The sequence below is a fragment of the Lysinibacillus sp. NPDC059133 genome (genome assembly GCF_042755925.1).
In the GTDB taxonomy this organism is placed as follows: domain Bacteria; phylum Bacillota; class Bacilli; order Bacillales_A; family Planococcaceae; genus Lysinibacillus.
In genome coordinates this window covers 1-7889 of the sequence record NZ_JBHZDH010000098.1, presented here as the reverse complement: position 1 = coordinate 7889, position 7889 = coordinate 1, and the positions used below count along the sequence as shown (strand labels likewise).

9 protein-coding genes are annotated in these 7889 nt (G+C 34.2%); 8 read left to right on the top strand and 1 reads right to left on the bottom strand.

Features of this window, described 5'->3' with window-relative positions; all coding sequences use genetic code 11:
• Positions 1–228 precede the first annotated feature (228 nt).
• Together ACFXN8_RS25900 and ACFXN8_RS25895 are read left to right on the top strand one after the other, a co-directional pair.
• Complete coding sequence (locus tag ACFXN8_RS25900; RefSeq protein ID WP_386848261.1) at positions 229–1371, top strand: RNA-guided endonuclease InsQ/TnpB family protein; 1143 nt, start codon at positions 229–231, stop codon at positions 1369–1371.
• A 192-nt stretch (positions 1372–1563) separates the two neighbouring features.
• Positions 1564–1833, top strand: coding sequence for a LysE family transporter (locus ACFXN8_RS25895; RefSeq protein WP_376077535.1), 270 nt, complete (start codon positions 1564–1566; stop codon positions 1831–1833).
• A 180-nt stretch (positions 1834–2013) separates the two neighbouring features.
• Here the strand turns inward: ACFXN8_RS25895 and ACFXN8_RS25890 are convergent, their stop codons facing one another.
• The gene (locus ACFXN8_RS25890; protein ID WP_386848260.1) at positions 2014–2940 is read right to left on the bottom strand and encodes an EamA family transporter; all 927 of its coding nucleotides are present in this window, start codon (positions 2938–2940) and stop codon (positions 2014–2016) included.
• A gap of 110 nt (positions 2941–3050) precedes the next feature.
• Between ACFXN8_RS25890 and ACFXN8_RS25885 the strand changes: the two genes are divergently transcribed.
• The 6 genes from ACFXN8_RS25885 (at position 3051) to ACFXN8_RS25860 (ending at position 7811) form a co-directional block, all read left to right on the top strand.
• Entirely contained in the window at positions 3051–3938 is an 888-nt protein-coding gene (locus tag ACFXN8_RS25885) for an AraC family transcriptional regulator (protein WP_386848259.1), read from the top strand.
• Between the two features lie 129 nt (positions 3939–4067).
• Positions 4068–4466 (top strand): hypothetical protein, encoded by a 399-nt coding sequence (locus ACFXN8_RS25880; RefSeq protein ID WP_386848258.1) that lies wholly within the window; start codon positions 4068–4070, stop codon positions 4464–4466.
• A 257-nt stretch (positions 4467–4723) separates the two neighbouring features.
• A complete protein-coding gene (locus ACFXN8_RS25875) occupies positions 4724–5206 on the top strand; it encodes a MarR family winged helix-turn-helix transcriptional regulator (RefSeq protein ID WP_386848257.1) in 483 nt (160 codons plus the stop codon).
• Position 5207: 1 nt separating this feature from the next.
• Positions 5208–6248, top strand: a complete 1041-nt coding sequence (locus ACFXN8_RS25870) for a beta-carotene 15,15'-monooxygenase (protein WP_386848256.1) — start codon at positions 5208–5210, stop codon at positions 6246–6248.
• Positions 6249–6759: 511 nt separating this feature from the next.
• Positions 6760–7362 (top strand): hypothetical protein, encoded by a 603-nt coding sequence (locus ACFXN8_RS25865; protein ID WP_386848255.1) that lies wholly within the window; start codon positions 6760–6762, stop codon positions 7360–7362.
• Between the two features lie 59 nt (positions 7363–7421).
• Positions 7422–7811 (top strand): hypothetical protein, encoded by a 390-nt coding sequence (locus ACFXN8_RS25860; RefSeq protein ID WP_386848254.1) that lies wholly within the window; start codon positions 7422–7424, stop codon positions 7809–7811.
• Positions 7812–7889: the final 78 nt, after the last annotated feature.

Genomic DNA, 7889 nt, shown 5'->3' with positions numbered 1-7889 from the left:
GGTCTACTCGTGAGAGAAAGACTGCATGAAGGGTTGCGCCTTCGTGTGAACAAGAAAAATATATACAAATATAAAAATGTTAACAACCTCTCTAATTAGGGTAATGTGATTTTATCATAGTGAAAGAGAGGTGGTATGCATGGAATTAATGTCCATTGGAAAATTTGCTAAACGAAAGTTGGTAATTGGCTATTGTCGAGTCAGTACACCACGTCAAGGTGAAAAACAATGATCCTGGCGACAAAGATAAGACTAAAGCCAACTAAAGAACAAGAGATTTTGTTTTGGAAGTCTGCTGGGACTGCGAGATGGGCTTACAATTATTTTTTGGCTGAAAGCGAACGTACTTACAACGACAAGAAGCGAACAGTCAAAGAGGGCGAAGTTCGTAAGAAAATCAATAACGAACTGAAACCAACAACGCATAAATGGCTAAAGGAAGTCGGAAGCAATCAGGCGGTGAAAGATGCCGATGTTGCTAGAAAGCGTTGGTTCGAAGGCATTACTGAAAAGCCAAAGTTCAAAAGCAGACGAAGAAGTAAAGTTAGTTTTTATGTAAATTATGAAAGTTTAACAAGAATAAATGTAGGTTTTAGAGGTGAAAAGATTGGCATTGTAAAAACGTGCAATGCGCTACCTAAGCTTAAAAAAGGTCAAAAATATTCAAATCCACGCATTTCATTTGACGGACGAAATTGGTTCTTATCCATTGGATATGAGCAAAAATTTGAGCCATATAATTTAACAGATGAGAGTTTAGGGATTGATGTTGGTGTCAAAAAATTGGCTGTTTGTTCTGATGGCGAGTTCAAAGAGAACATCAACAAAACCAAAGAAGTCAAACGATTAGAGCAAAAGTTGAAACGAGAACAACGACAACTAGCTCGTAAGCAGGAAGCCAACACAAAAGCGTATACTAAAAACCGAAAGCCAATCTATAAAACACCTTTAAAGAATATGAAAAATATTCAAAAACAAAACAGTGAAATCCGTAATTTATATAAGCGACTGAACGACATCCGAACAAATTATTTACATCAGTGTTCTAATGAGATTGTGAAAACCAAGCCATCTCGTATTGTCATGGAACATTTACATGTAAAAGGGTTGATGAAAAATAAACATCTGGCGAAGGCTGTAGCCAGTCAAAAATTATATGAATTCAAACGTCAAATTCAATACAAATGTCAAAAATACGGAATTGAATTTATTGAAGCCGACAGATGGTTTCCATCATCAAAAACTTGTTCTAGTTGCGGACAAATCAAATCCGATTTGAGACTGAAAGACAGACTATTTATCTGCTCTTGTGGATTAAAGCTGGATAGAGATTTGAATGCAAGCATTAATTTAGCAAATTATTCAATCTAAGGAGTTCAACTAAAAACTAAACCTTAGATGTGTACGCAACGATACTGCGGAATTTAAGCCTTTGGAGAGTCATACAAAATGGCAGTAGCTTTTCGCGAAACCAGGCTCGAAGAATAAGGAAGACACAAAACGAAAGTCGAAAGATATAAGTTGTGTCACAGTAGAGATGACTGCATTTTTTAAGAAATGTATATGTTTTTCGTATCGGTAAATGTTTTTGGTGTTGTACTAGCCAAAGCATATGGGCAAGGGGAGTCATCAAACTTTTTAGTGATTGCTGCAGGTGTTTTAAGTGGCATATTGTTACATGATATAAGCTTGATGGCCATTGTTTCGGTTACCCGAAAAGCGATGAGTCGTAAAGTCATTAAGTCGCTTACAATGGTAGCGGGCGTACTACTAATTGGATTTGCTGGATATTTTATTTATGAATTTATACAAGCTATTAAGAGCTATATATGAGAAAAGTGCGATCCCTAAAGATCGCGCTTTTTATTTTTCCTGCATTCATGGTCAGTGAACTTTGTATATGCATGGATGCAAGCTAAAATTTCCTCTGCTAATGAAAAGTTCAGCATATGTAAATTTTATGTATGGATTCGTAGTCTTTTGGGTCTAAGTTGCGAAATAAATCCGGATTTATTAAACCTTCCTATGTTTCTTTCTCTGAAAAACTGTAAGATATAAAATCATGCAGAGAATAAGTATTGTCCCAATAAATTGAAAACCACCAAAGGCAATTTTAAGCCAAAACACACTTGTCATAACAGCCGTTAAAGGCTCCAAGCTACCAAGTAAACTTGTTTCTTTTGGCGATAAATAATGTAAACTAGCAATATAAAACCAAAATGCTAGCATTGTCCCAAAAATAACGATAAACAGAAAATAAGCGATTGTCGACAATGCCCAGTTTGACATGTCAATTTGCCAGGGCTGATGGAAAAGGCTCATCACAATCCCACCAATAAGCATTGACCAGCCTACAACTAACAATGAGTGAAATTGCTGTAAGAGTGAGACGGCATATAACGTATAAAAAGCAGCCGAAAGACCAGATAAAATCCCCCAAAACACGGCCGTCGCTGGAACAGAAAGTGTAGACAACGAGCCATTTGTTAGTAATAAGAAAGTACCAACAAGTGTCAATGTTACAGCGATTACATCCTGCCTTGTCAATTGACTGTGCTTCGTTATTAAATAATAGGCCATAATAAAAAGTGGTGCTAAATATTGCAATAAAGTCGCAACAGCCGAGTTACCTATAGCAATCGACATCATATAAGTATATTGAACCGCCAGCATTCCTAATAAACTAAATAAAATTTGTCTAAAGGCATTTTGCTTTGTCCGCCACATCACAAAAATAGACTCTTTACGATGTATAATTTTATAGGCAGTAATGAGCAATAGGCCAGCTAAAAGAAGACGACTAGAAACGAGCCAGCCAACCTCTATATTTTCTTGCTGAAAAAGCTTTTGAGCGACGGTACCACCAATACCCCAAAAACTTGCCCCTAGAATGACAAGAATAAAACCAAGCGTACGATTTTTCTGTGTAGATTGATTCATCTTTAAACATCTCCTAAACTATCAATATAAAGAAATTATAAAGAATGTTTGATACAAAAAATATCGATTTATAAGGTTAAAAATATCAATATATTGAGGTGAGCTATGTAGTGACGTTAACACATATTAAAATTGCAAAGGATTTACAAGAACTAACGTTACATGGGACGAAGGAATTTCCAGTTGCACTATATGAGACGATTTTGCGATTAGATAGTCTGGATTTTTTACCGTTACATTGGCATAAGGAAATTCAATTTGTCTATGTGAAAAGTGGTCGTGTGGAATATCGAGTAGGAGCAGATGTTTTCGTACTTGAGGAGGCAGAGGGGCTTTTTGTCAATGCATCATGTTTACATGAAGCAAAGCCTTATCAAATAGAGGGGGCTACAATTTTCTGTATTAACGTGAATCCGTTGCTATTAGGCGGACACAAGGACAGTATTTTTGCCACTAAATATGTACTACCGTATTTAACGAGCAATAGACTGCCCTATGTAAAGCTTTCCGGCCAATTGGCGCAAAAAGTAGACATCGTGGCGAAATTACTACAAGAGCAAGCTGTTTTTTATGAGCTAAAGGTATGGAGAGAGCTATTAGTCATTTGGGAAACGATTTTGTCACAATCAATGCTAACAGAAGAAATACTGGATCCAGCAATTATTGTCCAGCATGAACGAGCGAAGGATATGCTTGATTATTTACATACTCATTATCAGGAAAAGATATCTTTAGAAAATTTAGCTGCACATGTTTTTTTAAGTCGTGCAGAATGTAGTCGCTTTTTCAAAAAAATGGTCGGCATGACACCATTCACATATTTACTACACTATCGTCTTCGCAAAAGTATGGAGCTATTACGTGATAGTGAGGAATCTATCACTACAATTGCTACAACAACAGGCTTTAGTACAGTAAGTTACTATATTGAAAAATTTAAGAAATATACAGGATACTCTCCACATGTTTATCGAAAACAATTTTTTGATAAAGGATAGATTAGAAGTGTAAAAGAAGCAGAAGTAAATACCCGCGCTTGCAATGAATCGCTTCATTTATTGCTATGATGTAACTGTTTGTAATTTAATCCTTCTACTAGGTAGGGGAATAACCTTGGAGGTGGCTCAATGAAAAAATCTATGTTCCTGATTTTATTCGCATTTCTAGTTTTACTTTCTGCTTGCTCTAATGAAAAAACGCAATCATTAGAAGAATTTTATAAGGATGCAAAAATTGAAAATGTAGATAAAGTGATCATTCAAGATGGTTCAACTGGTTATGCTAAAACGATAACGAAAAAAGAGCAAATTGGTGAATTCCTAGATCTGATTAAAGATATAGAATTTATTCCACAAGATAATCAAGAAAAGCGTGTAGGTTGGCGATATGGTATTGCTCTTTTTGGCGGTGAAAAAGAATTTAAATTTACTCTAGATGAAATTAACAATACCTATTACGATTCAAACCCAGATATTCATCCAATTGTAGAGAACTATTACAAACAATTAGATATTGTAGAAGAATAAGGGCAATGAAACTGCTAAAGACCTCTTAATAAGGAGGTTTTTTATTTTGCCATTCTTAATGTCTCGACAGTAGTGTTATTTCTTTTTTGAGAATTTGATCTGATTTCGTTAAGACATCTGAAAAATTCTTGAAAAGTATTGGATTAAATCTACACTTTATTGCTGAGGTTGTTGACAATAATAACCATATAAAATAAAGTAAAGTTAATAGTAAAGATACCTTTACTATTAACTTTACTTAAAGGATTGAATGAGTGATGGCAAAGGATGAAGAACTTATTTATAAGCTTGTGGAGGAAATGAATGAAGCTATTTATTCGATGGATAGTCATTTCATAAAGTTACATCAAAATTTAGTGAGTGATGAACTATCTCCTAAACAAATAATTTTATTAGATTTTATTAATAAAAATAGGAAAGTGACGATTGGACAGATTGCGAGTTATATGAATATAACATCTAGTGCTGTCGGTCAGCTGGTCAGTAAACTTGAAGAACAGCACTATGTATCTCGGAGCATTAATCCGGAAAATAGACGTGAAATATTTGTGAGCCTTGATACTTCGGGCATTAAGTATTTTGAAAGAGAGGAAGAAATAAAACAATTTATTATCTCGAGATATTATTCAAAACTTGAGTTAAGTGAGATCGTGCAATTGAAAGAGATTGTTCAGAAGTTAAACCAAATTGTATTAAAGGAAGGAATTATACATGAAATAAATGATAAGGGAGAGATTTAACATGATTGCATTAAAGAAAAAGCAAAATATATGGCTAGCATTTTTGTTAGTGGTACTTGCCAGTAATTACACGCTTTATAACACTGGACTTGGTGTTTCCATTTTACCACCTGAAACAAATGGCGTTGTGATGGGCTCATTAATTGATTTTGTCTTAGTTATGCCTGTTTTATTTCTGCTTTATAAAGGAAAGTTTTCTATAAAACAAGCGGTACTTTTAGCGGCGGCTGGTTGCATTGCAGCCCGTTTTATTATCCCGATTGAACATCTACAGCCATTTGTTGCGGTGACTTGGGCTGGGTTTGCCATTGAAGGTACGGTTATTCTATTAGAAATTTTACTAATTGCAACACTTGTTCGTTATATGCCGAGAATCATAGCGGATGTACGATCAACTACTTTACCAGATTTGTTTTCATTTCCAAAAGCAGTTGAAAAACATGCACCTAAGCATCTTATTATCCAAATGCTTTGCACAGACTTTTTAGTGATTTACTACGCTTTTGCAAGCTGGAAGAGAAAAGAGCGATCTGGGTTAACCTTGCATAAAAATTCGAGCTATATTGCCTTTATCATTATGCTTATCCATGGAATCGCCATTGAAACAATAGGGATTCATTGGTGGCTACATGAGAAATCACTTGTTCTTTCTATTCTATTGCTTATTTTAAATGTATACTCTGTCCTATTTTTTGTAGCAGATATGCAGGCCATTCGTTTAAATCCTGTTCATGTAACATCTGATAAATTGTATTTGTCTTTAGGATTGATGAAACGAGCAGAAATTCGCTTTGACCAGATTGAAGAGCTTGTTGAGGATAAGGAGCAGTTGGAAGGAAAATTAGCCAAGGATACAATTGATTTTATAGCACGTGATTTTGAAGCTGCATATCCACAGTTTATATTAAAAATGAAGGAGCCTGTGGAAGTGACTTTTATGCTGGGGCTTAAAAAACGTTATAACAATGTAGCCATTAAAGCCGACCAAGCACAGGATTTTAGAAAAATGCTTCTACAAGGAATGGAAGATAATAGAGATTAATAAACAACAGGTGCTAGCAAACTAAGCTGGCACCTGTTTAATTTGCAATCAATAAATAGGGGATGATATTTGTTAAAACAGATACCATATATATAAGCCGTAACGGAAATCAACCTAACGTTTTGAGAAATACGAACACATTTTTCATGCATAAACACACCATCTAAATCCTTTCATATCAATAACTAATGAAATTAAAAATTGATATAAAGGTATGAATCTGTATAAAAATTTATTTCAAGTCCTTAGAGCTCCCCTTAAGAATTTACATTTATTTTTTAGAATAAACTACCTCAAACTTGACACGTATGTTAAAATTAATTTAACAAACAAATTTTTTGAGAAGGAAATTAATTGAGGACTTCCCGAAAGGTTTACAACCAAAATTTAGTATTATAATCTAAACCTAGCTCTTATTCATAGAGTTAGGTTTTTTTGACGTCAAGGCCTATTTATGATTTCAGGAGATGAAGGTGTTAAGGTACATTCTTAAATGAAAGGAATAATACAAATGGATTTATTAATGAAGTATTTGAATGCTATTAAGAATATTAAAAAGAGACGTTATTTAACACTACTACCTATTTTTATGATTAGTGGTTCGATTTGGAGCTATTGGGTCAATTGGCGTCCTTATTATGATTTTGGGGTGATTAAATATATCTTATTCTACCCAATTGTTCATTGGCTGTTAATTCTTTGTGTGCTTTGTTATCCGCATGCTAATTATTGGATACAAACAACTTGGTTATATAACAAAATTTTTGGGAATTTATCATTTTTAAATCAAACATTTTTTGGTTTTTCTAGATTATTAGAGATTGATAAAAATACTCCAGATGAATATGTTACTCGAGAAACTTACCTTCGCGGAACTGATGGACGTATATATCGAAGTACTTATTTAGCTGAGGCTCGTGGAGGAAAACGTCATAAAGCTAGAAATAAACAAATTAATTATATGGCAATCTTTATTTTAAAAGATATTTTTATAAGATATTTGATACATGCTGGGATTTTTATGATTAGTCCATTACTGTTTTTAATCGCTGTACCTCGTCTTGATAAAAAAGGATACTTAAAATCCTTGGAAAATAGTAAGGCACATATTTAAGTGTGTTTTCCAAAGAGGGATACTTATTGAATTTAGAAATCAAATGAGGAGATGAAGAAATGTTTTTGCGTAAAAAATGGTTGGCAATGTCAGCAGTAATTACTGCTGTATTACTTTTAGGGGCTTGTGGAGGTAACAAAGAATCTAAAGAACCAATATATGATAATCCAGGAAATCACACAGCCGAAGATTTTATGCCTTTAAGTGAGGGCTTTGAAAAGTATTCTGTTTGGATTGAAACAGCTGAAAATCCAGTTAGAGATTCTAGCGTTTTCAAAGTGTTTGTTTTTAAAAAGGGTAAGGTAACGGCTTATAAACTTGAAGACACTACGATTGAAGATATTCATGACCTTTCTAATGACGAACTGGTTCAGTTAGCAAGTGAATCTACTAATAAAACTCTTGACGAACTTGCAAATAATATAAATAGTACCACACGTGTTGATTAACCAAAATTATACAGTCGTTGAATGATTTATGTCCCAATGAAACATCAGGATTTCTTTCACCCTAATTCGCCATTCCAG